Here is a 23,318-nt window from a genome sequence, read left to right on the forward strand (position 1 = left end):
CGCTCACCCTAGCCCAAAGAAACGTTCAAGTTCGACATCTGGCACTTTGGAGCGGAACGCATCGAACTGGCTTTCGCGCGCCGTCGCAAAGCAATCTGCAAAGCGCTCGCCCAGCCAAGGGGCCGCGATTTCAGATTGGCGCAAAAGCTCGATCGCTTCGGGCATTGAACGGGCAAAGTCAGGCACGCCGCCTAACCCAAAGCCACTCCCGACGACTTCATCGAGCGGTTCGATCTTGTTTTCCACGCCATCAAGCCCAGCGGCCAAAGTCGCGGCTACGTTTAAATAGGGATTCACATCCGCACCAGCGAGGCGGTTCTCAACACGCAATGAATTTGGGCTATGCCCGACAACTCGGAAACAGGTGGTTCGGTTCTCATAGCCCCACGTCAACGCAGGGGGCGCAAATGTGCCCGGCGCAAAGCGACGGTAGGAATTCACTGTTGGCAGAAAAACAAGCGAAAGGTCGCGCGTGTGCTTTTGCAAACCGCCAATGAAATGACGGAACGTGTCGGACATATTGTGCGGTTGATCTGCGTCATAAAACAGCGGCGTGCCGTCGTTATCCAAGAGCGAGACATGAAGATGCATCGACTGGCTGTCAGCCTCTTCGCTCCAGCGCGGCATATAGGTGATGGTCTTGTCTTCGCGCGCGGCGAGTACACGCAAGAAATTCTTCAACAGAACGACCTGATCGGCAGGCTCCATGCCACTGCCAGCTTCAACGCAGCATTCCATAAAGCCGCCGCCGATTTCCTCGTGCATCTTCGATAGGCTGATACCGAGCGCTTCGCACATATTGGCGACGTTTTCGTACCACCCCGTTTGCTGTATCTGATACGCCAACAAATCATGGCTTTTGTGCAAAGTGGCAGTCTTGAGACCGCGGTAGCCCTTGGCCTTGGCCGAAAGCTCGGTTTCATCAAACAAAGTGTATTCCAGCTCAAGCCCGTAGAATGGAACAACGCCCATTGCTTTGGCGCGCTCGAGTACGTTGCTAAGAATGGCGCGCGGGCAGATATCGGAGTTTTCATCCCCGAATTGCGACAGAACAAGCAGATCGTGCCCTTCTTTTGACCACGGCAGCTTGCGCGCTGTGGATGGGTCGAGCGTCAGCATCCCATCGCGAAAATCGCCATCGTCGTCAGAAACACCGGGGACAACAAGCACTTCGTCCGTCGGATCAAGCGCAAGCTGTGCAGGGGCCATTGGCATTCCTGATTTCACCATAGACGCCAGACCTTTGACAGAGACCATCTGTCCGCGCAGCAGCCCGTTAGTGTCGGTCATTGCGACAGTTGCAAAGCGACTTTTCGGGTCTTTGAGATAGTCTTCAATCATTGTCGTTTTCTACCTTTAGCTTGGCTATCGAGCGGGTCAGTTGCAAAAGATCGCTCTCGGGATTTGTGGAATAGGCCAGCAGAAACACGCGGATACCATTGTGGACATAACGTGCGAGTTTCTCGTGGCTTATTTGTTCGTCTGGAATATGCAGCGCGCGGTTTCGCGGCGCTGAAAGAATAAGCCCCCAGAAATCTTGCGCGGCCAGTTCCGCGTCTTCAAAATCTAGCGCGCCCTGAGCGCGGTGTCGCTCAAGAAAGCCCATCAAGCCCTCAAGAACTTTGTCTGGCCCGCTTTCTTGATACTCGCGCCCGATGTCAGGAAAGCGATGCGCTTCGCCGATGATCAACCGCGCGAGCGAAAGAAAGTCCGGGCGCATCACCGTGTCAGCGTAGGCCCAAGCAAATTCGATAAGCTGCTCAACCAGCCCAACTTTGCCAGCGCTTTCAAACGGTAACATAATGACATCGCGATGCGCGGCCATCATGGTTCTGAACAAAATGTCTTTGCTGGGATAGTACTGATAGAGCGTCGGTTTGGTGATGCCCGCCTCGGCCGCGATGCGATCCATCGACGTGTGCGAATATCCTGCCTGAGAAAAGACTTTGATCGCCGCGTCCAAAATGCGGCTTTGCTTGTTCATGCGGTTTTGTTCGCGTTTTGAAAGGGGCGTCATCGGATCACCCGTGCAGCAAATTCTGTGAGGATGCTGTTGTACTGATCCGGCGCTTCGAGATTGCAAACATGCCCTGCACCTTCAATCATTTCAAAACGCACGTCTGGCTTAGATGCATTATCCCAAATCCGCTCGGCTATCGCTTTTATCTCAGAGGGCGGTGCAAGTTTGTCATGCTCTCCTGTCATCAGAAGAACTGGCATTTCCAGCCGCGCGAAGTCAAATTTCTCCAACGGATTAGTGAAGCAGCGTAGCGCATCGGCGTAGGTATCGGTTGGGATCGCGGCCATGGATTGCAACAAAGCCTCTCGATCCGCATCGCTTGCATTCGGGCCTGCGATCACGTTCACCACAGCGGGCGCAAAGTCAGCGGGGGTTTGTCCCTCGTTCATCGGCACTTCGCGGCTAAGGCGGAAAGCGTCCCGCTCATCGGCCCCAGCTTCGGACATGCCTGTGCAGCCACCCGACAACACAAGCGCGCTCAAAAGCTCAGGGTGACGCATGGCAAAAGAGGTCGCGATCCAAGCGCCGTATGACAACCCGCAAAGCAAAAGGCTTTTAGCGCCCAGTGCCTCCATCACACGCAAGATGTCAGCGCAGTAATCATCAACGCTGGATTGCTCTGGCCCGAGCGTGCTTTCGCCGTAACCGCGCAAATCAAGAGTGGCGACTTTGCAATAAGGGCTCATCGCAGCGATCTGTTTGGACCAGTTTGAACGATTGCCCCCAATGCCATGCAGAAACAAGCAAAGTATATCGCTGTCATGCTGCGTTGCGCTGAGCGCCAGTTTTGGCAAGCTATCAATTTCGACCGTTTCGATATCGACAGCTTCTAGCCTTGCTTCGTCTTGCTCAGGCAGAGCTGCGCCCACCGCGCGTTGCGCAATTTCCTGCGTGCCAAGATCAAAGATCGCTTGCGTTCCTTCGGCAATCTCATGCGCGCGCAGCGCTGGGGCTGCCAGTTCTGCGCTCATGGTTATGCTCGATGCGCCCCCTTCTAGCGCCGCGACAGATAAGCGGGCGGAATAGGATTGGACGCCTTGAATGCCAGAAAGATGCGAATAGGCCATGACGCGCTCAGACTCGCTAAAGAACGTGAGCTGTTCGCGGTAAACCGTGTCATCACCTTTGGTGGTGAAGCTGCGGATAAGCGCGCCGCGAGGGCCGCGCTCTGGCGCCATCGTTTCCACCAACGGATGCCAAGGCACGCAAAAATCGCGCACCAAGGACCAGGTTTGATCGGCGCTTGCTTTAGACCGCGCATGGCTATGAACCTTGAGGCGCGGCATGGCTTATCCAGCGAATTCTTGGTAGTCGCCTGCCCCGCGATACAGCGAGGTGCGCGCACCATGTTCGTCCCCCGGTGCACCGTCGAGTTCATCCTCGTCATAGAGCGTCAGCACGGACATATAGTCCTCCATGATCTCAGACGTGTAGGGCAACATCAACGCACCGCAGCGGCTATCGCGGTAGATACGCTCGAGCGGCAGCGTCTTAAGCATTGCCTGACCGCCGCAGGTCCGGATCGCCAGCGCAGCGATTTCCTGCGCAGCCTCCATGACGTTGTATTGGGCGGCATACATGCGCAGGGTTTGCGCTTGGGTTGGAAAGCCCTTTGCTTCGGAAAACGCCTGCCACCACAGCGCGCGCACAGGTGCAAGGCGCGCGTACATCTTCGACACCGCAAGCCGTTTGGTTGTGAACATTCGCCTGTCGATCGGCGGCTGTCCCGGTAAATCGCCACGAAGGTAATCAACCGTGAAATCAAAAGCCGCCTGCGCCACGCCCATATAGGTCGGCGAAAGCGTTGCCATGATGTGCGGGTAGTAGGGCAATGTCTTGATAAAGATGCCGCGCGGCATCATGAGATCATCCTCGGAGACAAAAACATCGTTCAGGATCAAATCGCGGCTATTGGTGCCGCGCATGCCAAGCGGATCCCATTCACCGCGCACCTCAAGGCCCGGCGCATCCTTGTGAATGACGAAATTCATCGTGTCTTCATGGCGCGGCTCAATGCCTTCAAAGCGTTCCGTGCAGACGATGTTGTAATAGTCACAATAGCCCGCGAGGGATGCGAACTTTTTCACGCCTTTGATCACCCAGCCACCGTCGACTTTGCGGCACTCGGTTTGCGCAGGCTTGGACGTCCAGTTCTGGCCCGCCTCTGAAATCGGCTGACTATAGATGCCCTGCTCTTCCACAGCGCGGCGGAATTGTCGCTCGCGCAGAGGACCGAACGCGGCGCGATCTTCGTCGGTGAGGTTTGGCATTTCATACATGAAACGCGACCACATCATGGAAGAGTTGTGCATGTTGAACGTCAGCGCCGTTGCGCCGCAATACTTGCCAATCTCCGCGCCAACCATGGCGTACTCGCCAAGGGAAAACCCGTGCCCGCCAAATTCAGTCGGAACAGTCAGGGTCATAAAGCCCTCTGCCGCCAAATCCTTGTAATTCTCGGTCGGAAAGCTCGCATCAAAATCGATCCCAAAGGCGCGCTCGGCGAACTTGGGGCCCATCTCGTTGATACGGTTCAAAACCGCCAGAACTTCGGGGCGAATGCGATCTAGATCGTAGTAGTCTGCTGGTGTGCTCATTTGTGTTCTCCCAAGGCGCGTTACAGCACCAAGTCCCCTTGTAAAACGCCCTCTTTAACGACGATCTTGCCGTCTAAGGCGATTGTGCAATTACGCATCGGCAAATCGAAATGGCCTTCGGTAAAGCGGCCCGCATATTGGTTTGCCCCCGTGGACCAAAGGAAGTTTCCCGCCCATGCGCGGAACTCAACGCCCTGCATGTCGCGCTTGTCATAAAGCGCGCCCGAGACCCAACGCGCCGTCGGGTTCATGCCCCATCCAACGTGGGAAAACCCGTAAGCGTCGCGATCATTCCACGCTTCCATGTAGTCGCGGAAATGTTCAGCATCGATGCCATCGCCTTTGATCTCGGTGATGAAATCATTCTCAATCGTAAAATCGATTTGCCCGGACAGATAGGTTTTGAATGTCAGGTTCATATCCCCCACATCCATGACGATACGACCGTTCACGGCATTCGTTCCGGGAAAGGCCAGACACAGCCCACCGGGCCAATGCGCGACATGGCCGGGGTTGGTTCCAAATCCCGGCGTGCCACCGCAGGGCGCATCTTTCAGATCGACGATCAAGTCGGTTCCAGCAGCAGAGGTCACATGCATCTGTGACGCATCGCGCAGCATCTGGACACCCAGATCAACCTTTGGACCAAGCTCTGCAAACGGCTCAGTGCGCTCTAGAATTTCAGGATGCTCATTAGTGACAACAAGAATGCGCGCGCCAGCCTCTTCGATTTCTGGCCACTCAGGAGAGTGGATCATGCCCTCAACTGTGCAATCAACAATGATCTCGCATTGCTTCATTGCCTCAATCGCGGCGCGATTGCCCTGAATAGCAAGCGACGTCCCAGTCCCCTTAACAGGAACAGGCGCAGTTTGGGGCGGCGAGGCCATCTTGAGCATGCAAAAGTCTGCACCAAGATCGTAGAGCGCCAGCTCGGCAAGATGTGCCAGCACCGGACGCGATTGGGTTTCATACACCAACGCCGCGGTCGTGCCCTTCGTGATCCCGTTTAGCGCAAAGACGCGGCGAAAGGACGCCAGCCACTTTCCTTCTATTCGTTCCTGAAGCATCGTTTCACTTTCTTAACTATCAAGTAAAGCTTTCTCCATGGATCGGATTCTGTCAAACGTTTTTCCGGGAAAAGTTTGACCCTCCAGCTTATGAAAGCAAATTGAGAGCGCAAAATGCTATAAAATTAGCATCTTAGGGATTTTCGGGCAGGATAATTATTTTATACTTGAAATAAAAATCATCCCGACTACCCTACCCTCACCCAACTAGGAGATGCTCGATATGGATATCGCTGTTTTAGGCGGAGGTCCCGCTGGCCTTTATTTTGCAATCTCAATGAAGCTGCGCGATGCGTCGCACAACATCACTGTCTATGAGCGCAATCGACATGATGACACCTTCGGTTGGGGCGTGGTTCTGTCCGACGACACAATGTCCAGCTTTGAAGACAACGACCCCGTTTCCGAAAAGATGATCCGCGACGCCTTTGCGTATTGGGATGATGTGAAAGTTGTTCGCGGCGATGAAACCATGACCTCCAGTGGCCACGGGTTTTCTGGGATCGGTCGTAAAGTGCTGCTCTTGCTTTTGCAGGAACGCGCGCGTGCGCTTAACGTTGAGTTGAAATTTCAAACTGAAATCTCGGCAGAGGGCATCGAAAAGCTGCGCCAAGACTGTGATCTTGTTGTTGGCGCGGATGGGCTGAATTCACAAACCCGCGCGCTATATAAGGACGAGTTCAAACCCGAAATCGACATGCGCCTCAACCATTTCATATGGCTTGGAACGCATCAAAAATTTGACGATGCGTTCACCTTCATCTTTGAAGAGACCGAGCACGGATGGATTTGGGCGCACGCCTATCAATTTGATGATGACACGGCGACATTCATTGTCGAATGCTCTCCTGAAGTTTTTGAGGCTTACAATTTCGCCAACATCACACAGCTCGAAAGCATTGCGCTTTGTGAAACAATCTTTGCCAAGCACTTGGGCGGCCATTCCCTAATGACCAACGCGAACCACATTCGTGGCTCTGCATGGATTCAGTTCCCGCGCGTGACCTGTGAGAACTGGTATTTTGACAATGTTGTCTTGCTCGGCGACGCCTCGGCAACAGCGCATTTCTCGATTGGTTCTGGCTCAAAGCTGGGCATGGAAAGCGCTATTATGCTCGCGGATCAATTGAACAGCGATGTGTCTGTCAGCGCGGCGCTGCAAAACTATCAAGAAGAACGTAAGCTTCAGGTGCTGCGCGTTACATCAGCAGCCCGCAACTCGACCACATGGTTTGAAGAGCTCGAACGCTACCTGAAGCTAGATATGATGCAGTTCAACTACGCCTTGCTGACGCGCTCGCAGCGGATCAGCCACGAGAACCTGCGCCTGCGCGATCCTGAATGGCTGGGCTCGGCCGAAAGCTGGTTCCAAGAGCAAGCTGGCGTAGACACGCAGCGTGCGCCGATGTTTGCGCCATTCCAACTGCGTGACATGACCCTTTCCAATCGCGTCGTCGTCTCTCCAATGGCGCAATACAAGGCCAAGGACGGCATGCCGAATGATTGGCATTTCTCGCACTATGCCGAGCGCGCCAAGGGCGGCGCGGGCCTTGTCTTTACTGAAATGCTATGCGTGTCCATGGAAGGTCGGATCACCCCGGGGTGTCCTTGCATCGGCCCCGATCAGGTCACCGAGTGGTCCCGCCTCGTCAGCTTTGCCCATGAGCATACCCAAGCGCGTATGTGTGCACAAATCGGCCATGCAGGGCGCAAAGGCTCTACCCGCGTTGCGTGGGACGGCATAGATCAACCGCTTGGTGATGATCACTCTTGGCCATTGATGGCCGCCTCCCCAATCGCCTTGATGGATGGCAACGTCGTTCCAAAAGAAATGGATCGTGCCGACATGGATAAGGTGACAGCGCAATTCGTTGAGGCGGTGAAAGCCGCGAATGCTGCCGACTTTGACATGATTGAAATGCACGCGGCGCACGGGTATTTGCTCGCCTCGTTCATTTCGCCAATCACCAATCAGCGCAGCGATGAATATGGCGGCTCATTAGAAAACCGCATGCGCTATCCCCTTGAAGTTTTCCGCGCAATGCGCGCGACTTGGCCCGCAAGCAAGCCGATGACAGTACGCATTTCCGCGCATGACTGGATGGGGGAAGATGGCATAAATCCTGACGATGCGGTCGCGATTTCTGCGATGTTCAAAGAAGCGGGCGTCGACGCGATCAATGTGTCTTCGGGTCAAACCGACAAAGGCGAAAAGCCTGTTTACGGGCGCATGTTCCAAGTACCCTTTGCCGATCGCGTCCGCCAAGATGTTGGATTGCCAACGTTGGTTGCGGGCAACATTTATGAACCCGATCACGTTAATTCCATTCTGATGGCGGGGCGCGCCGATCTTGTTCTGTTGGCCCGTCCGCACTTGACGGACCCCTATTGGACGCTGCATGCGGCTGTTGAACTTGGTGATACCCAGCAAGCTTGGCCAAAGCCCTATGGATCAGGTCAACGTCAGGCGGAAATCCTCGCGGAACGCGCTAAACTACTCGCGCAATGAATGCGTAACCCTAAGAAACGAGCTTGAGGGCATATTATGACAACTTTGACACCGCATTCCTTTCTACAACCTGACGGTTGGAAACCAGCAAAAGGCTATGCCAATGGTGTCCTTGCCGATGGTGCAATGATCTTTACCGGCGGATTGGTGGGCTGGAACGCTCAGCAGGAATGGGTGGAAAAAGACATGGTCGGTCAGTTCCGACAAACGCTTCTTAACATCGTCGCCGTCCTCGCAGAAGCTGGCGCAGGTCCAGAGCACCTCGTTCGGCTCACGTGGTATATTACTGACAAGCAGGAATATAACTCCAATCTGCGCAACTTCGGTGCGGCGTATAGAGAGATTATCGGGCGTCACTTTCCCGCCATGGCCGTTGTAGAGGTCTCGTCGCTAATGGAAGATGAGGCGCGAATTGAAATTGAAGCAACAGCAGTATTGCCGCGCACATAGCGCCGTATTGTGCATGAAAGGCGTTTCAGAAAATCGGAAAGTAACACATACATTGCTTTCCCCGCCCTCGCAAAATATTAGTGTTTGAACACATTGAGCGGCGCGTTTCAGGGATTTTTAATGACACCCACAATTCAGGACGAAAATCTCGCTCAACAACGCCTGCGTCTTTGGCTTCAAATGCTCAAAGCAACGCGCAACGTTGAAGCACGGCTTCGAAATGAATTGCGCGAAAACTACGACACCACGCTGCCACGGTTTGATGTTCTCGCCACTTTGCTCGCAAACCCTGGCGGAATAAAGATGAGCGCCCTGTCCGAGCAATTGGTCGTATCCAACGGCAATGTCACGACGATCATCAACAGATTGGTCAAAGACGGCCTTGTGAAGCGTACAAACTTAGAATCCGATCGCAGAGCCTTTGTCGTTGAGATTACGCCAAAAGGCCAAGAGTTCGTTCTCGAAGTTGCAGGCGAGCACCTCGGCTGGATTAACGACATTTTCGCGGGCGTCACAGACGCAGACACCGCGCGCGGCATTTCGATTATGCTAGACATTCGCAACGGCGCGAAGTGACAGCCATAAGATCGATCTGACATCCAACCTCATTTGGCGACAGAGATACGAAAATGCCGTTGGTGGATCGTGACGCTAGGCGCAGGTCATGTCTGCGGCGAATATTGACTGAACAGCCGTCTTATCTCGCTTAATTTTGGATCAATGTAGGTACGGCAGAACGGTTTTTCAGAATTGGTTTCATAATACTTTTGGAACTGTTCTGGCGAAGCTTTGAAGCCATTAAATGCAAGCGTCATGGTCACAATCTGCTGATCAAAATCACCTTGTGCTTCTTTTACATGGCGTTGAACGCTGTCAGCTTGCGCGCTCGAATACACGTAGATCGCGCTTCTGTATTTAGCGCGCATTTTGTGTTGCGACGTACTGGCATGAGTACGCAAGTGCACCTCGATCAAGACCTTCAGCGGAATGAGAGCTGCGTCAAATGTCACGACAACAGCTTCAGAATAGTTATCATGTGGGGCAAAGGATTTGATAAACCCCTGCTCCACATTTGAGACGCCGCGAAGCGATTGAAAAACCGCTTCGGTGCACCAATGGCAACCACCACCAAACCCGATGGTATCTTGGCTCAATGGACTTCGCTCACGACAAGCTCGCGACCATTGAACGTGCAGGTCTCACCCGCTGTTTTACCTTCCAGTGCCTCGTAAATCGGGGCCGAAGTAGATATGCCGATGAAGTCTTGCTCCTGACATTGAAACGCAGCCGTCGATACGCCAACAACCAAATAGCGATTGCCGATCTTTGCGACTGCGCCGGGGCCCACCTCTTCTTTTGGGCCAAAGTCGATGCCGGTGATCACCGCGATTTTTTCGCCGTGATCATGGGCTTTATCATCAAACGCAGCGGCCAATTCTGCCGCGGCTTCGGCCTGTGACTGCTCGCTATCGTCAATCGTTTCGTTCCGCTCTAAACGCGCGGCGGCCAGAAAAACCTGATATTTCTGTTCCGCCTGAGCAAGCTCCGCTTCTGTCAGCGCAAGCATTGTCTCTTTCACGTGGGATTTATCCATCGGTTTGTCCTTTTTGGAATAGGGTTAGTTTAGGCAGGGCGCGCGATCCATTTCGAAAGCGGAGCCGCGGTGACGCCATGCAAGATGATCGACAAGAAAACCGTCAGCGAGACGCAAGCCAACAGTTCCTCTTCGCCAGGGAAATCAAATTCATCCATCATGATCAGCGTGAACAGAATAGAGGCCAACCCGCGCGGGCCGAACCATCCAAGAAACAGCTTCTCACGAAGGGCGAGACCTGTCCCAAGGAGCGATACCCATATCGGTAGCATCCGCACGACAGTCAGGAACAAAATGGCCAATGCCACGACCCGCCATGTCATATGCGCCAAACCGTCCGGCAAAAGCAGCGCGCCAAAAACAAGAAACGCGAACATGGTCAAAAGCTGCCCGACGCCTTCCATAAACTCGCCGATAAAGTGGATTTCATGTTTGTAGGCATTGCCAAACACCATGCCGGCAACAAAGGCCGCAATAAATCCGTTTCCGCCAATTAGCTCAGAGCCAATAAACGCAGAGAACGCGACAGCAAGGAATGCGACGCCCCCAGCGGCTTCGGCCATGAGATCATGGTTTTGCGCCACGTCCATCGCCTTGGCAAACCCGAGACCAAAGGCAATACCAACAATCGGTCCCAATATGATTTGCAACATTGCCGACGTCGCAAGCCCATCGGTCGCTGCGCCCTCGATCCCAGCCGATGCAAGAATTGCACCGAACAGAACGAACGGCAGGACAAGCCCGTCATTCAACCCGCTTTCCACATTGATCGTCTGGCGCAACTCTTCGGGTACGTCCGAGCTTGAGACAACCGTTTGGCCAAGCGCCGCGTCGGTTGGGGCTAAAACGGCAGCAGTCAAAAGCGCCATCGCCAAACCGCTTTCGGGGTTCAAAAGATAGGCAACAATTACACCCAAACCAACCGTCAACGGAAGCCCAATCGCCAACATACGCAAGGGGATGCCGAAACTCTGGCGCAACGTTTTAAACCGAACATGGCTGGCGTCTGAAAAGAGAACGAGCACCAATGTGATCTCAGCCAAAAAGCGTTTGCCCTCATCCAGAATTTCCGGCTCGGCCAAGCTTTCGATCGGCCCAGCGCAGAGGTATCCGACAATCATAAAGATGATTGGCAAGGTAACAATTGTCTTCGCAATCGCATTTGTGAGAAGCGAATAGATAAAGATACTCGCAAGAACACACAGCAAAATAAGGTCAGTTGACCAGTGCATCGCCTCCATTTCAGCCCTCCAGAACGGGTGTCGCGCCCTGAGCCAGCTTCAGTCTGGTCCATAAGTTCATATTAATCACGATTGCAGCAATTTCAGCGATTTCGGTTTCAGAAAAATGCGGGTTCATCGCGTCATGAATTGGTGCGAAACCAGCGTGATCATAATCGGTCAGTGCCTCGCAATAGGCTAGCGCAGCTTGTTCAGCGGCATCAAACAAGGTGCTTTCCTGCCAGCTTTGCAGATGGGCGACTTTTGCGGAGTGGATACCCTGATCATGGGCCGCTTTCGTATGCAAAATGAGGCAATAGGAACAGGCGTTCATTTGTGCAACGCGAAGGCGCAGCAATTGCGCCAGCTGCTTTTCAACCGCCATATTCGCCGTATATCCGACCGACTTGGCCATTTGTTTCGCAATGCCGTGAAACTCGATCAAGTCCGGGTCAAACCGTGTGTTTTTGAATGTAATGTCGCTCATAGGGTGTCCCTCAATTGAAATTTTTCACGCCAGTTTTTTCGTGTTGCCCCAACACGGCGTAGGAATGGGCAGGTCAAACGCACCTCATGCGGAGCGCTTTCAAGGTGTTCAAACACCTCGGTTGCAAAAAGCGTGCCAAGCCCAGTTCCGCGCAAACTTGGATCTGTTTCGATATGCCCAAGAACCATCCGATCCCCTTGCCATGAATAACTGACAAAGGCGTCAGACGGCGCCATATGGCGCACGAAACGTTGGCTTTTCTTGTCATGGACAAGACCCGCATCATATAGCTTAGCGCGCGCCAAAAATTTGTCGAGTTCGGTGAGCGAAGGATTGCGCAGTTTGCGCCCCTTAATTTCGAACGTAGGAAATTTGTCCGCACTTCCTGTAATTGCAGACAAACGTTTTGCCGCCTCTGGGTCTTTATCAACTTCCGCCAGTTCGTATTCCAAACCACGTTCTTCCAGCGCCGTTTGGTAGAAACGGGTTTTGTGACAACGCAGCTCACCGAAAAGAGTTATCGCGTGCTTCATTTCACCTCCAACGGTTTGAGGCCCGCAAGAATTGAAGGAAGCAATTCTGCGATCGTCGGGTGAACGGGCAAAGCTTGCTGCATAAAGCGATAGCTTGCGCCTGTGGCCATGTAGTTCGACAAGACCGAAATGATCTCGTCTCCGGCAATGCCAAAGACTGTTGCGCCCAAGAATTGTTCCGTTTCTCCATCTACGATCAAACGGATCAAACCCGTTGTTTCCCCCTCTTCCTTGGCGCGGGAAATATCGCCCATTGCCATTTCTGCGACCAGAATAGTGCGCCCGTCCTTTGCCGCTTTTTGCGCATCCGACAGGGACATCCCCACACGCCCGAGCGGTGGATCAGTGTACATCGCATAAGTCGTGCTGCGCTGATCAGCGTCCTTCCACTGATGCAACGGCCCCGCATTTTCATCCGAATTGGCCAAAACGATTTCATGGTCGTGATAGCTAGTATGGGTAAATGCACCGCGCGCGTTGATATCCCCCAGCGCCCAGATCCCCGGAACGTTGGTTTCTAGCTGAGCATTGGTTGGTATAAAGCCCCGTTCATTCGCCTCTACGCCAACAGCATCCAAATTGAGCCTCTCACTATTTGCGCTGCGCCCTGTCGCAAACAGAATATGGGACCCCTCAAAGCTATATCCATCTGTCAAAATCAGCGTAGCGCCTTTGCTGGATGGTTCGACCTTTGCAATAGTCGCGTCATTGACGATCGTCGCCCCTTCATCCTCCAGAAACTCTTGAATGATCTTTGAAACGTCCGCATCCTCACGCGACGCAAGGCGCGGCGCACTATTGATGATCGTAACCTCTGATCCAAGCCTGCGGAAAATCTGCCCCATCTCCAGCCCGATATAGCTACCACCGACCACAATTAGGTGGCTTGGCAATTCGCTTAACGCCAAAAGGCCAACGTTATCGAGATGAGGAACCGTTTCGAGCCCACGCACTGGCGGCGTGAACGCGCGTGTCCCGGTATTAATATAGACTTTGTCCGCCGTCAGTCGGGTCTCACCAGCCTTCAGGACAAACTTGCCGTCTTCGCGCCCTTCAAACGCGCCCCACCCTTCGATGATGTCGAGATTTTTCGTTCGTTTAAGCCACGCCGTCAGCCCACGCCGTGCGGTATCAACCCGCCCCCGCATACGAGCCATCGCAGCCCCGAAATCAACTGTTACCTCGCCCGTATGAACGCCAAAGTCATTGGCACGCCGCGCCATATGTGCGACGCGCGCTGACTTGCGCAAAGTTTTGGTCGGAGTGCAGCCAGCGTTGACACAAGAGCCACCAAGCTGCGCGCCTTCGATCAACGCAACAGTTTCTCCGCGCTTAGCGAGGGCTACTGACAAAGCGGGCGCTGCTTGGCCCGATCCGATAATCGCACTGTCATAGTGTTTCGTCATTGTTGCGTCCTCCTAAGTACCGCAGAATGTTTTGTATGGGCCGAACCCTTCGGGTGCAGGGCCTTCATATGCGTCCAGCCCAGCGCGCTTGGTGAACGGGTCGCTCAAGACCTCGAGCAGCTTGGTGAATGGTGCCAAATCATCTGCCTCAGCCGCGACAAGAGCTTCTTCGACGCGATGATTGCGCGGGATATAGATCGGGTTCACCTTGTTCATTGCTTTGGCGCGCGCGCTTGGATCAAGCGGATCACGCAAAAGCCGATCTTGCCAAAGGGTCAGCCAGCTTTCAAATTTTGTACCGTCTTCAAACAACGCAATCACTTCGTCATTTTTGCCAAGCGCTGCATGCGCTAGGTGGCGGAAGAACAGTGTGTAATCCACTTTTTGCCCGTCCATCGCGGTGAACATGTCATTGATCAGGTCTCCGTCGCCCTCCTCAACGGACGCCAGTCCGATTTTAGCGCGCATTCCGTTCGTCCAGATCTCTGTATAACGCCCGACGAATGTATTGATGACATTTGTCGCAAGCCTGATTGCGTTTTCGCTGTCGTCGGCATCAATCAACGGCAACAAAGTCTCAGCGAGCCGAGTCAGGTTCCACTGGGCAATCACCGGCTGGTTGCCAAAGGCATAACGCCCGTCCCTGTCGATCGAGCTGAATACGGCCTTAGGGTCATACTCATCCACAAAGGCGCAGGGCCCATAATCAATTGTCTCTCCTGAGATCGTCATGTTGTCCGTGTTCATGACCCCATGCACAAATCCCAAATGAAGCCACTTGGCGACAAGCTGCGCCTGATTTTCTAAAACAGCCGACAAAAAGCCGAGGTACTTGTCGTCTGTTTGCGCGAGTTCAGGATAGTGGCGATCAATGGCATAATCTGCCAATTGGCGCACCTTGTCCCATTCTTTACGGGCAGCAAAGAATTGGAACGTTCCAACCCGCAGATGGCTAGACGCGATCCGAGCAAGAACCGCGCCGGGTTTCATCCCGTCGCGCACAACCTCTTCGCCCGTTGTAACCGCCGCCAAGGCCCGCGTTGTTGGCACGCCAAGAGCATGCATCGCTTCGCCCATCAGGTATTCGCGCAACACTGGACCAAGCACAGCCTTCCCATCACCGCCACGCGAAAACGGAGTGCGGCCCGAACCCTTTAGGTGCAGATCAAAGCGCGCGCCTTCTTTGTCCAATAATTCGCCTAGCAGCAAAGCGCGGCCATCCCCCAGCTGCTCCGAAAAACCGCCGAATTGATGCCCTGCATATGCTTGGGCCAGCGGCGCTGCGCCGTCAGGAGCCACGCTGCCGGCAAAAATGGCAGCGCCATCCGCGGTTTTTAAAGCGTCACTGTCGAGGCCTAGGTCATCGGCGAGCTCGTCATTGAACTGGACGATCGTTGGCGCAGGTGCCTTCGCGCCTTGCCATGGCACATAGAAGCCTTCCAACTCGCGGGCATATGTATTGTCGAAGTCGAACTTCGGATCATGGTTTGTCATCGCGTTGCCTACTCATATCAAAGGGAGTGGCGGGGCCAAAATCAGCCCCGCCAAAGAAATGTTATGCGTCGGTAAATTCGACATCATCCGCGCCAAGCGCCTTCATAAAGCGCACTGGATCAATCCGGAAATCCGCGTAAACAACGTTTCCTTGCGGATCGATGACCGTAAACCAAGGCGTGCCGCCAGACACATAGTCTTCCATAAACGTCGGGTGGCGTTCGCCCTCTGCTGGAACATCATGCCCGAAGGGAAGCTTCAGGCCGTATCGTTCCTGATTAACGCGCAACTTATCGAACGTATTGACGTCAGAACCTTCAAAGACTGTTTGGATCACGGCAAAGCTGAACCCTTTGTCTTTGAGGTTGTCATTCAAATACTTCAAAGTCGGGAACCCGCGAGAATGACAGCCGGGGCACCAATGCTGGAAGCAATAGATGATTTTGTACCCGTCCCCGAGATCCGCCAATTTCAGCGGCGTTTCCATCGGGTTGCCTTCTGCGTCGATCCATTTTTCAACACGCAGTTCATGGGCTGGGCCGTTAAGGGAACCAAATTGCATAGTCTCTCCTTTCGTCAGACCTGTGTCTGAGTCCATTTGTGGTGTTTCCCTCCGCACCCCGCGGAGGGAATGTTTGACAGGTTAAGTCGGCGACTTCGTTATTCGGCCGCTTCACGTCGTGGCAGAACCCAATCGGGGCGCACGAAGTGGCAGGTATAGCCGTTTGGCCGATGCAGCAGGTAATCCTGATGCTCTGGCTCGGCTTCCCAGAAATCACCGGCGGGTTCGACTTCGGTCACGACCTTGCCGGGCCAAAGCCCCGAGGCATCGACATCCGCAATCGTATTCAACGCCTCAACGCGCTGAGCATCATTCACATAGTAGATTGCCGAGCGGTACGATGTTCCGCGGTCATTCCCTTGTCGCAGCGGAGTTGTCGGGTCGTGAATTTGAAAGAAAAACTCCAACAACTCGCGATAGCTGGTCTTTTCAGGATCAAATACGATCTCGATCCCTTCGGCATGCGTGCCGTGATTGCGGTAGGTCGCAAATTTCACATCACCGCCCGTATAACCAACTCGCGTTGAAACCACGCCAGCGCGTTTGCGGATCAAATCCTGCATGCCCCAAAAGCAACCGCCAGCAAAAATTGCACGTTCTGTCATTATATGTCCTCCACTTGATTCAAAAATTCGCCGTAGCCTTCTTCTTCCATTGCATCGCGATGGATGAACCGTAGGCTCGCGGAGTTGATGCAGTAGCGCAGACCGCCCGTATGGCGCGGCCCATCAGGGAACACGTGCCCTAGGTGGCTGTCGCCGTGCTTCGAGCGCACTTCAGTACGCACCATGCCAAATCCGACATCCTTGTGCTCTGTTACATGCTCCGAAACGATCGGTTTGGTGAAGCTGGGCCAGCCACAACCGGACTCGAACTTGTCGGACGAGGCGAAGAGAGGTTCGCCTGAGACGATGTCGACGTAGATGCCCGGTTCCTTATTGCTCGTCAGGGGGCCAGTTCCCGCGCGCTCGGTGCCGTTTTCTTGCGTCACACGAAACTGCTCAGGTGTTAGCTTGTCCAAGGCGTCTTGGGTTTTTGCGTATTTCATATCGCTGTTCCTCTGTTCCGTTCTTCGTTGGAATAGAGATAGCGAGCACGCATAAGCTTTACCAATAGCCAGCGACTATAGTTTCTATGCCTGCAAAATGATTAGAAAATCTACTCTGACCACTGATAAGCAGCAGCCATGCTCATGGTCTGGCGCAACTCTGACAATGTACCGTTACCCGACACACTGACGAGGACAATATCGCGTGACATATCCAGCGTAGCCACAGGGCGCGCATCAATGCCCGCAACAGTGCAAGACCGTTCCGGCATGATACAAACGGCACTCCCAGAGGCCACAACATGCTGAACCCAATCCTCACGCTCAGAGCTAAATCGCGGGTGCATCAAGACATCACGGTCCATGAAGTGCGCAATGATCTGGCTGCGAAACTCGCACGCAAGGCGATCAACATAAGGCTCACGCGCCATTTGCTCTACGGGAACCTCATCAAAGCGCGTCAACGCATGCCCCTTTGCAAACCCAAGCAAGTAGCGTTCGCGAAACAGTGTTTGAATGTTTAGCTTGAGGTTCTCTTTAGGTGCGCTTGGCAAAATGCAGGCATCATACTTGCCCGACAGAACCTCTGCGGCGCCTTCATCCGCTTGCAGCGTATGCACGTTGATCTCAATGCTGGGAAGCTGGGTTAAAACGTGCTGGAAAAAGCCAGTGAACGCATTCGGCGCAATTGTGGGCGCAACGCCGATTGACAGAACGCGTCGACGCCCACGAACCGAATTTTCAGCAAGCTCACGCACGTTCATTAAGCCAGTGTCGATGCGCATGAATTCGACCTGAATTTCACGCCCAAGTGCGGTTAACCTGCTATCCTTGCCATCGCGGTAGATAAGCGGGCCACCAAGTTCTTCTTCGAGTTTGCGGATGGATTTGGTCAAGCTCGGTTGCGTTACACCGCTGCGCCGCGCCGCTTCGGTAAAGTTAAGCGTATCTGCAAGGTGCAGAAAGTAAGTGATTTGATTGATATCCATCTTTTCCCAAGCGGCCTTCACGTTATTGTCTTGGTGTCCCCACGTAAGGGTTGAAGGGCGATTATGCGGCAATCTGTGACCCTTGTCAGCCTTCTAAACCTCACGGCAAATTTGGTTTCGGCTTGTGATCCTTTCCGCACTTTCAACGCGCCAAGTGTTTCTCGATATCGGTTGCACTCACTTACTTCAGATCTCAGTCTTACTTCCATGCAATCCGAAATACCCCTCCTTGTATTCACTGATCTGGACGGAACCCTTTTATCGCACCGTGACTACCGTTGGAACGCGGCGCAACCTGCTCTTGATCGCCTTGCTCACATGGGCGCTGGTGTGGTTCTTGCCAGCAGCAAGACCGCGCCCGAGATTACCCAATTGCGCCAAGAAATGGGCCTTCAGGATTGGCCTGCGATCGTTGAGAATGGTGCAGGCGTGCTAGAAGCGAATGCAAAAGCAGCATTTTGCGGTTCTGAATATGCCCAATTGCGCGCCAAAGTGACTAAAATAAGAGCAACTACGAATGCGCGCTTTCGTGGTTTTGGCGATATGGACGTGGCCGAAGTTTGCGATCTGACGGGCTTGCAATCAAAAGATGCCCAGCTCGCCAAACAACGCGCTTTTTCAGAGCCGGGGATTTTGTCCGGCACGGATGAGGAAAAGGCCGAGTTTATTCAGAAATTAAAGGAAAAAGGCGTATCTGCCCGTGAGGGAGGCCGATTTTTAACGCTTTCATTTGGCAAGACAAAAGCCGATCAGATGGCGCAGATAATTTCCCGTTTTGCGCCGCGCCAGACCATAGCCCTTGGGGATGCTCCCAATGACGCGGAGATGATCGAGCACGCTGATTATGGCGTGATAATTGCAAATCCTCACAGAGCGCCCCTACCCTTGTTGAGTGGTGAAAAATCAGGCCGGATCATCCGCACCACTGACGTGGGGCCACAGGGATGGAACACGGCAATACTTGCGCACCTCGCGCAGCTAAATTGAGAGCAAGGACAAATACCGATGGCGGACTTTCATCAAAATGGGAACATAACAACGCTTCACAACCTGCGAACGCGCTCTGTTGCCGAGCTTACGTCCGAACTTGAGGCCTTTGCCCAGACCCGTAAAATGTCTCTTGTGCTGCCGTGCCTGTATTCCGAACTGGAAACAGATGCGATGCCGCGCATTTTGGATGAGTTATCCCGTGTTCCCTACCTCCATCGCATCATCATCGGCTTGGACTGCGCGGACGAAGCACAATACCGCTATGCAAAAGAGTTCTTCAAAAAGCTGAACCAGAACCATATCGTGATATGGAATGACAGCCCGAGGATGCTGGCGCTGGGAGAGAAGCTCTCAAGCATGGGATTGGCCCCTTCCGAGCCAGGTAAGGGAAAAAATGTCTGGACGGCCATTGGGTATCTCATCGGCTGTCAGGACAGCGCAGTCATGGCGATCCATGACTGCGATATTGTCACCTACACCAACGAATTGCTGGCCCGACTGATCTATCCGGTGGCAAATGTAAATTTCCCTTACCAACTCGCCAAAGGGTATTATGCCCGCGTGGGCCAAGACCGCTTGAACGGGCGCGTGACACGCTTGCTGGTCAGCCCCTTGTTGATCGCGTTGAAGAAGGTCGTGGGCGATCGCGATTACATCGATTATTTGCGCAGCTTCCGCTATCCGTTGTCAGGTGAATTTGCCATGCGCACGACTATGTTGCCCGATCTGCGCATCCCTTCGGATTGGGGGCTTGAGATTGGTATCTTGTCGGAGGCTTGGCGCAATCTGGCGCCGCAAGCGGTCTGTCAGGTAGAGATCGCAGATCAATACGACCACAAACACCAAGTACTAAGTGAAGACGATGCAAATGCTGGCCTTAGCCGGATGTCCACTGACATTTGCAAAGCCATTTTTCGCAAGCTCGCTGCCGATGGCACGGTATTCACCCCGAATGTATTTCGCACCCTCAAAGCCACCTATTATCGCTGCGCGCTTGATGTGATGGAGGCCTATTACAACGATGCCAAGATGAATGGCCTCAGCATTGACCGCCACAAAGAAGAACGTGCAATCGAGCTTTTTGCCGAGAATATCATGCGTGCTGGCCAGTTCTTTTTGGATAACCCTCATGAGACACCGTTCATCGCCACATGGAACCGTATCCATTCAGCAGATCCGAACTTTCTGAATGAACTACAGGCCGCTGCTGCCGCTGATGAGGCAGAGTTCGTCTAAGTCTGATTGCTAATCCACATGCACTGGTAAGGGGCGACAATGAGTTCAGGCGCCATGGCGTCTATAGTCTCTCCGCTCAGCAAATCGACCCAATGTTGATCTTCAATTAGGTTAAGCGCGGCGGAGGGCACAGTCACATCCACATCGCTGACATTATGGAGCGCAAAAATGGATTGGCCGCGATCAAGGCTTTGCCGCCAAATACCAAAGACCCGATCATCCCCCATATTCACAGTAAACTGCGTGGCATTTGGATGGAACGCCGCTTGCTTTTGGCGGACTTTCAAACGCGTCGATAGGTCTTTCAAGACGCGCGCATGGACGGTTTGAGGATCGCGCAGGGCCGCTTGCAGCTTTGGATAATCCCAGCGGTGGCGATTAATCGCACGGTTCATTCCACGCTTTTCTACGCTGTCGTGATCGTTGGCGGTGGCCAGCATTGCATGGATATAAAAGGCGGGTATGCCCTCTAGCGACATGACTATGGTTTGTGAGCAGATGAACCGTGCATGATGATATGCATCTGGCCCAGAGAACGTGCGCGACATCGCATCATAAAAAGTGGTGTTTAGCTCATATGGGCTTTCACTCCCATCCGGCATAGTGCGCATTGAAACCAATCCACCAAGATCTTTGACCGTTTCAATGACTTTATGCTTTTCGTCCTCAGGCAGTAACCCTTCTGCGGGGCGCATGCCGATCCCGTCATGGCTGGCGGTAAAATTGAGATAAGCACATCCCATTGGCGCAGGTGGCATCGCCCGTTGCCATTGCCGCAGGTAGTGCGCGTTGCCTGACATCATTGCATGTAAGATCAACGGTGGTAGCGGAAAATTATAGATAGCGTGCGCTTCATCTCCGGCGCCAAAATAGCTCAGATTTTCGGCCTTTGGCACGTTGGTTTCAGTCAGCAGAATGATTTTCTCTGAAGCGAAATCGCACAACAGGCGCATCAGCTTGATGACGGCATGGGTTTGCGGCAGATGGATCGAGGCAGAGCCAATCTCTTTCCACAAAAATGCCACCGCATCGAGGCGAATGATCTGCACCCCGTTGTCCACATGCAGACGGATGATCCGCAAAAACTCTAAAAGCACTTCGGGATTACGGAAATCCAGATCAATCTGATCGTGACTAAAGGTGCACCAAACATGCCTGGTCCCCATGTTCGTCTCGACCTCGCGCAGCAAGGGCGTCGTGCGCGGGCGCACCACATCGCGCAAATCGTCCTCAGGAGAGGCCTCAAAGAAGAACTTGTCGTATGGGGCCTGTCCCTGAAGATAGGCATTGAACCACGTGCCCTGACTTGAAACGTGATTGAGCACCAAGTCTGACATTAGGGTAAAGTCTTCACCAATCCGGTTGATATCGGCCCAATCGCCAAGTTGCGGGTTAACGCTGCGAAAATCAGACACGGCAAATCCGTCATCGGACGTGTATGGAAAGAATGGCAAAATATGCACGGCGTTCAGCGTGCCATCTAGATAGGTTGCGAGGAAATCAGACAGCAGATCAAGCGGCTTGTGCATGCCATCGACAATCGAATTTCCGTAGGTGATCAGCAGCGCATCCTTTTGCGACCAAAGCGCGTTGCCGCGCACACGCCCACGTTGGCGCCTGCCCATCCCATCGGGCCAAAACGCATCAATGACCATGCTGGACAGGATTGCGCCGTCAAGATCGGGGTAAATCTGCTCCAAAAGCAATGTGAGCTTTTGGCCAAGCGAACGTGCAGGGTCTTTCATCAGGGTGAACTCGCGGCTTCCTCAACTTCATTTGAGGCAGCATAGGCCAATTCAAATCACCTTTGCGACCTCTCAAGGGTCTCGTAGTCCTTGCACACAGGAAACTTTTCGCATCGCCCCAAAAGATGCTTATTATCCAAGCAAAAATCTCAAAGTCGCGCATAGAAATGCGCGCTCACAACGCGGGCCTTTGACAAGAACAGCAGACGCGGATTCTCGATCAGCCTTTGCTCGACTGCCATTCTCTAAATGTGCAGTTTCGCCGCGGCCAAGTTAAACCTCGACCACATGTCCAATCTTTGGATTTGCTGTGCCCGACGCCAAAGCTGCGTAAGGGGTCATCGCGGCTTCCAACCCTTGATGTGTTTCCAAGGTCAGCCAGCGCGCTGCGTCTTGAACGATCATCTGTGTGGCTTCGCTGATTTTCCGATCAATGACGCCTTTACCCCACTCGTTCTTGCGCTTTTCTATTTGGCTAGGGGCGAAAAAGAACTCAGGTTTTGGCCCCGCGACTTTTACTTGCGGAGCGAACTGATCCCAATGGGAAATGCCAACAGCTGAAGAGTGCTTTAAATTTCCGTCCAAACGTTCATGAAGACGTTTCTTCACGTCCCCGTTGCCCGCCATATCCACATAAACCGACGCGACCTGATCAAGCGTCTCTACAGCGTCATAGCTAACGATTTGATCGCAAAACCCCAACTCTTCGACGAATTCAGCGTTTCCTTTACCCGTCAGCCCAACAACGTTGAAGGGCTTGTCTGTGTGTTTCGACAAGAAGGCGGTCAAGCCCAACCCCGTTTTAGACGAGGCTGAACCAACAATGATCTGCTTGGCTTCAAACCAGTTGTTATCCATCAACCAGTCATACAGCAAATAGGACGTCGCTATCAGCGGCTGCATCAAAGCTTGATACGGATCGCTGCTTTTCGGAGCGGAGGATGCACGAGAGTAGATATTATAAACCGTCGGTAAATCCACGCGGTGCGGTGCAACATCGCGCACCGCGTTGCTGCCATGGGCAACAGGCTGCATCACCAATTCGGATGCAAGCGGATAAAATCCATAGAAACGCTCCCCAACCGAAACCACGTCAGATTTGCTTTCAACCACTTCGGCAAAGCCCCAAACGGGCACCAGACCCCAGTCTTTTTGGCCCGTTGGAAAGAACTTCCAGTACCCAATTGCAAATCCTGATGCAGCGTAGGTCACATTGTTCGCCGTGAGCGCGAACTGCTTTATCCGTAACCGCGCTTGTCCGTCACACAAGGCAGTAGAGGGCACAGTTACAAGTTTTTGCTCTGTGATTTTATCGGTGCGCGTTAGGACTTGGGTTACATCAGACACGGCATAAGTTCCTTTTTGGAT

Annotated in this window: 23 protein-coding genes; 5 read left to right on the forward strand and 18 right to left on the reverse strand. The window is 53.4% G+C overall.

The window, feature by feature from the left end; all coding sequences use genetic code 11:
- Nucleotides 1-3: 3 nt before the first annotated feature.
- From ACRBCU_RS16520 to ACRBCU_RS16540, 5 genes are read right to left on the reverse strand one after another with little or no spacing between them, the layout of a single operon-like run.
- Entirely contained in the window at nucleotides 4-1,341 is a 1,338-nt protein-coding gene (locus ACRBCU_RS16520) for a glutamine synthetase family protein (RefSeq protein WP_431366491.1), read from the reverse strand.
- Complete coding sequence (locus tag ACRBCU_RS16525; protein ID WP_431366492.1) at nucleotides 1,334-2,017, reverse strand: TetR/AcrR family transcriptional regulator; 684 nt, start codon at nucleotides 2,015-2,017, stop codon at nucleotides 1,334-1,336. Before ACRBCU_RS16525 ends, ACRBCU_RS16520 begins: the two co-directional genes overlap by 8 nt.
- Nucleotides 2,014-3,306, reverse strand: a complete 1,293-nt coding sequence (locus ACRBCU_RS16530) for an alpha/beta fold hydrolase (protein WP_431366493.1) — start codon at nucleotides 3,304-3,306, stop codon at nucleotides 2,014-2,016. The genes ACRBCU_RS16525 and ACRBCU_RS16530 overlap by 4 nt, the downstream gene beginning before the upstream one ends.
- A 3-nt stretch (nucleotides 3,307-3,309) precedes the next feature.
- Complete coding sequence (locus tag ACRBCU_RS16535; RefSeq protein ID WP_431366494.1) at nucleotides 3,310-4,617, reverse strand: acyl-CoA dehydrogenase family protein; 1,308 nt, start codon at nucleotides 4,615-4,617, stop codon at nucleotides 3,310-3,312.
- A 20-nt stretch (nucleotides 4,618-4,637) separates the two neighbouring features.
- Nucleotides 4,638-5,687 (reverse strand): peptidase M29, encoded by a 1,050-nt coding sequence (locus ACRBCU_RS16540; protein WP_431366495.1) that lies wholly within the window; start codon nucleotides 5,685-5,687, stop codon nucleotides 4,638-4,640.
- Between the two features lie 223 nt (nucleotides 5,688-5,910).
- Between ACRBCU_RS16540 and ACRBCU_RS16545 the strand changes: the two genes are divergently transcribed.
- The 3 genes from ACRBCU_RS16545 to ACRBCU_RS16555 all read left to right on the forward strand — a co-directional run bounded on the left by ACRBCU_RS16545 (nucleotide 5,911) and on the right by ACRBCU_RS16555 (nucleotide 9,222).
- Nucleotides 5,911-8,196: a bifunctional salicylyl-CoA 5-hydroxylase/oxidoreductase gene (locus ACRBCU_RS16545; protein WP_431366496.1), complete on the forward strand. Its 2,286-nt coding sequence runs from the start codon at nucleotides 5,911-5,913 to the stop codon at nucleotides 8,194-8,196.
- A 36-nt stretch (nucleotides 8,197-8,232) separates the two neighbouring features.
- Complete coding sequence (locus tag ACRBCU_RS16550; protein ID WP_431366497.1) at nucleotides 8,233-8,646, forward strand: RidA family protein; 414 nt, start codon at nucleotides 8,233-8,235, stop codon at nucleotides 8,644-8,646.
- Nucleotides 8,647-8,766: 120 nt separating this feature from the next.
- Nucleotides 8,767-9,222, forward strand: a complete 456-nt coding sequence (locus ACRBCU_RS16555; RefSeq protein ID WP_431366498.1) for a MarR family winged helix-turn-helix transcriptional regulator — start codon at nucleotides 8,767-8,769, stop codon at nucleotides 9,220-9,222.
- 86 nt (nucleotides 9,223-9,308) lie between these two features.
- Here ACRBCU_RS16555 and ACRBCU_RS16560 read toward each other — a convergent pair whose 3' ends face one another.
- The 11 genes from ACRBCU_RS16560 to ACRBCU_RS16610 form a co-directional block, all read right to left on the reverse strand.
- Complete coding sequence (locus ACRBCU_RS16560) at nucleotides 9,309-9,800, reverse strand: peptide-methionine (S)-S-oxide reductase (RefSeq protein ID WP_431366499.1); 492 nt, start codon at nucleotides 9,798-9,800, stop codon at nucleotides 9,309-9,311.
- A complete protein-coding gene (locus ACRBCU_RS16565) occupies nucleotides 9,797-10,240 on the reverse strand; it encodes a hypothetical protein (protein WP_431366500.1) in 444 nt (147 codons plus the stop codon). Before ACRBCU_RS16565 ends, ACRBCU_RS16560 begins: the two co-directional genes overlap by 4 nt.
- A 29-nt stretch (nucleotides 10,241-10,269) precedes the next feature.
- Nucleotides 10,270-11,481 (reverse strand): cation:proton antiporter, encoded by a 1,212-nt coding sequence (locus ACRBCU_RS16570; RefSeq protein ID WP_431366501.1) that lies wholly within the window; start codon nucleotides 11,479-11,481, stop codon nucleotides 10,270-10,272.
- Nucleotide 11,482: 1 nt separating this feature from the next.
- On the reverse strand, nucleotides 11,483-11,947 hold the full coding sequence (locus ACRBCU_RS16575) for a carboxymuconolactone decarboxylase family protein (protein WP_431366502.1): 465 nt from the start codon (nucleotides 11,945-11,947) through the stop codon (nucleotides 11,483-11,485).
- Nucleotides 11,944-12,480 carry an N-acetyltransferase gene (locus ACRBCU_RS16580; RefSeq protein ID WP_431366503.1) on the reverse strand — a complete coding sequence of 179 codons (537 nt, stop codon included), beginning with the start codon at nucleotides 12,478-12,480 and terminating at the stop codon, nucleotides 11,944-11,946. The genes ACRBCU_RS16575 and ACRBCU_RS16580 overlap by 4 nt, the downstream gene beginning before the upstream one ends.
- Nucleotides 12,477-13,886: a mercuric reductase gene (locus ACRBCU_RS16585; protein WP_431366504.1), complete on the reverse strand. Its 1,410-nt coding sequence runs from the start codon at nucleotides 13,884-13,886 to the stop codon at nucleotides 12,477-12,479. Before ACRBCU_RS16585 ends, ACRBCU_RS16580 begins: the two co-directional genes overlap by 4 nt.
- 12 nt (nucleotides 13,887-13,898) lie before the next feature.
- Nucleotides 13,899-15,380 carry a protein adenylyltransferase SelO gene (locus ACRBCU_RS16590; protein WP_431366505.1) on the reverse strand — a complete coding sequence of 494 codons (1,482 nt, stop codon included), beginning with the start codon at nucleotides 15,378-15,380 and terminating at the stop codon, nucleotides 13,899-13,901.
- Between the two features lie 61 nt (nucleotides 15,381-15,441).
- Nucleotides 15,442-15,942, reverse strand: coding sequence for a peroxiredoxin family protein (locus ACRBCU_RS16595; RefSeq protein ID WP_431366506.1), 501 nt, complete (start codon nucleotides 15,940-15,942; stop codon nucleotides 15,442-15,444).
- A 98-nt stretch (nucleotides 15,943-16,040) separates the two neighbouring features.
- Nucleotides 16,041-16,547: a peptide-methionine (S)-S-oxide reductase MsrA gene (gene msrA / locus ACRBCU_RS16600; protein WP_431366507.1), complete on the reverse strand. Its 507-nt coding sequence runs from the start codon at nucleotides 16,545-16,547 to the stop codon at nucleotides 16,041-16,043.
- A complete protein-coding gene (gene msrB / locus ACRBCU_RS16605) occupies nucleotides 16,547-16,990 on the reverse strand; it encodes a peptide-methionine (R)-S-oxide reductase MsrB (protein ID WP_431366508.1) in 444 nt (147 codons plus the stop codon). The genes msrA and msrB overlap by 1 nt, the downstream gene beginning before the upstream one ends.
- Before the next feature lie 110 nt (nucleotides 16,991-17,100).
- Entirely contained in the window at nucleotides 17,101-18,051 is a 951-nt protein-coding gene (locus ACRBCU_RS16610) for a LysR family transcriptional regulator (RefSeq protein WP_431366509.1), read from the reverse strand.
- Nucleotides 18,052-18,186: 135 nt separating this feature from the next.
- Between ACRBCU_RS16610 and ACRBCU_RS16615 the strand changes: the two genes are divergently transcribed.
- Nucleotides 18,187-18,966, forward strand: coding sequence for an HAD-IIB family hydrolase (locus tag ACRBCU_RS16615; RefSeq protein ID WP_431366510.1), 780 nt, complete (start codon nucleotides 18,187-18,189; stop codon nucleotides 18,964-18,966).
- 18 nt (nucleotides 18,967-18,984) lie between these two features.
- Complete coding sequence (locus ACRBCU_RS16620) at nucleotides 18,985-20,205, forward strand: glycosyl transferase (RefSeq protein WP_431366511.1); 1,221 nt, start codon at nucleotides 18,985-18,987, stop codon at nucleotides 20,203-20,205.
- Here ACRBCU_RS16620 and ACRBCU_RS16625 read toward each other — a convergent pair.
- Together ACRBCU_RS16625 and ACRBCU_RS16630 are read right to left on the reverse strand one after the other, a co-directional pair.
- Nucleotides 20,202-21,950, reverse strand: a complete 1,749-nt coding sequence (locus ACRBCU_RS16625; RefSeq protein ID WP_431366512.1) for a sugar phosphorylase — start codon at nucleotides 21,948-21,950, stop codon at nucleotides 20,202-20,204. The genes ACRBCU_RS16620 and ACRBCU_RS16625 overlap by 4 nt on opposite strands.
- 273 nt (nucleotides 21,951-22,223) lie before the next feature.
- Entirely contained in the window at nucleotides 22,224-23,297 is a 1,074-nt protein-coding gene (locus ACRBCU_RS16630; protein ID WP_431366513.1) for a DUF2855 family protein, read from the reverse strand.
- Between the last annotated feature and the right edge of the window lie 21 nt (nucleotides 23,298-23,318).

The sequence above is a fragment of the Planktotalea sp. genome (assembly GCF_050633725.1).
In the GTDB taxonomy this organism is placed as follows: Bacteria; Pseudomonadota; Alphaproteobacteria; order Rhodobacterales; family Rhodobacteraceae; genus Planktotalea.